Origin of the sequence: Emticicia sp. (assembly GCF_049241225.1) — a bacterium.
Taxonomy (GTDB): Bacteria; Bacteroidota; Bacteroidia; order Cytophagales; family Spirosomataceae; genus Emticicia.
This window is the reverse complement of the sequence record NZ_JBMLRC010000130.1, coordinates 1-2,126: the sequence shown is the minus strand read 5'-3', so window position 1 is coordinate 2,126 and position 2,126 is coordinate 1. Positions and strand designations below refer to the sequence as shown.

Sequence of the window (2,126 nt, the reverse complement as noted above, 5' to 3'; positions counted from 1 at the left end):
TTTGTCCAAGTTTTTCCGTAATCGGTTGTTTTATAGATAGAAGGCGTAAAATCATTTTGTTTGTAGCGATGTGTAGCAATATATCCCGTTGCGTTGTCGTGAGGCGAAACCTCAATTGCATTCACCAAACATTCTTCGAGGCCAGCTGGTGTCACGTTTGTCCATGTTTTGCCGTTATCTTTTGTGATATGCACCAAGCCATCATCGCTACCTGCCCAAAAAACACCTGCTTCGTTGGGCGATTCAATTAGGTACGAAATCGTTGCGTAGTTTTCGCCACCTGCACCTTCGTTGGTGTATGGAGCTCCGCCCAAACCGAGTTTGGTTGTATCTTTTCGCGTTAAATCAGTCGAAAATTCCGTCCAAGTTTTGCCTAAATCAGTTGTTTTCAAAACAACATTTCCAGCATGATAAAAGGCTTTTTCACGTTTTGAGTAGATGATTGGAGCATTCCAATTGAAGCGGTATTTCATTTCTTTCGCTTTCAAGGCTTGGTATTGAATCGGGGCTGTCATTACGCCTTTTCCTTCTTTGTTTTGCAAATCGAGTAGCTCAATTGTTCCTTGATAACTTCCGCCCATTACGTAGCGAGGTGCATCGGGGTCGAATGCTAAAAATGCACTTTCACCTCCTGCCGAATATTCCCAGTCACGTTCACGGATACCGCCACCATTGGTTACTCGACTCGGAATCATGACCGAAGTATTATCTTGCTGACCGCCATAAATTCGGTAAGGAAACAAATTATCGGCATTGATTCGGTAAAACTGAGCCGTAGGCATTTGGTTTTGCGGAGAAAATGACTGCCCACCATTGAACGAAACGGCTGCACCACCGTCATTTGCTAAAACCATGTTTTTGCCATCTTTCGGGTTTATCCATAAGTCATGATGGTCGCCGTGGGTTCCGCCAAAAACACGAGTGAAGGTTTTGCCACCATCAATAGATTTAAGGGCAGGAGAATTAAGTACATAAACGATGTTTTCGTTGGTTGGGTCGGCAAAGATTTCGATATAATACCACGCACGTTGAACCGTACGGTGGTCTTTGCTTACACGAGTCCAAGATTTTCCTGCATCGTCAGAGCGGAAAACACCACCTTGCTCTTTTTCGGTATCAGATTCAATGACCGCAAAAACTCGGTTCGGATTAGCTCTCGAAACTACAATTCCCATTTTTCCCAATTCTTTTGGTAAACCTTTATCAAGTTTGGTCCAAGTATCGCCACCATCAACCGATTTATACAAACCACTGCCTTTGCCACCGCTCACCATTTGCCACGGCAAACGACGATGGTCCCACATGGCAGCGTACATAATTCTCGGATTCGTCATGTCCATGCTCAAATCCGAACAGCCTGTGTTATTATCAACAAAAAGCGTCTTTTTCCACGTTTTACCACCATCAATTGATTTGTAAACGCCTCTTTCTTCGCCAGCACCATGCAATGCACCTTGAGCCGCCACATAAACAACATCAGGATTTTGTGGGTGAATACTGATGCGAGAAATATGACGAGTAAGGTCAAGACCCAACTTTGTCCAAGTTTTTCCTGCATCGGTCGATTTATAAACGCCATTGCCGTAAGAGGTCATCACGCCACGTGGAGCGTGTTCGCCCATACCCACGTACACAACGTTCGGGTCAGATTCTGCCACCGAAACTGCCCCAACCGAACCAGTTTTGAAATAACCGTCCGAGATATTTGTCCAATTAAGTCCAGCGTCGGTAGTTTTCCAAAGTCCTCCGCCAGTTGTACCCATGTAATACACCTGTGGATTGCCAACTACGCCCGAAACTGCCACCGAACGACCGCCACGGAATGGGCCGATATTTCGCCATTTGAGTGCTTTGAAAGTACTGTCGTAGTTGATTTGTGGGGGCTTTGGAGCCTGCACAACCGTTGTAGTAGGGGTTGGAGAAGCTTTTGTTTTCTTTTTGTTTTGAGCAAATGCCCCAAAAGAAATTGTTACAATCAATAAAAGGATTGATAGTTGTTTCTGCATGTTTAGCAATGAGTTTGTGTTAATGAAGACTACATTTTTCAAAGATAACTATTATCTCGATATGCTGGCTTGCATGATGATTTTTCAGCGACAAAAAGGAGATTTGATGGGGCGAAAGTT

The 2,126-nt window shown here is 44.3% G+C and carries 1 protein-coding gene; it reads right to left on the bottom strand.

The window, feature by feature from the left end:
* Positions 1–2,006, bottom strand: a 2,006-nt coding sequence (locus tag ACOVO2_RS08075; RefSeq protein ID WP_421769469.1) for a WD40/YVTN/BNR-like repeat-containing protein, incomplete at its 3' end; no start/stop codon positions are given.
* Between the last annotated feature and the right edge of the window lie 120 nt (positions 2,007–2,126).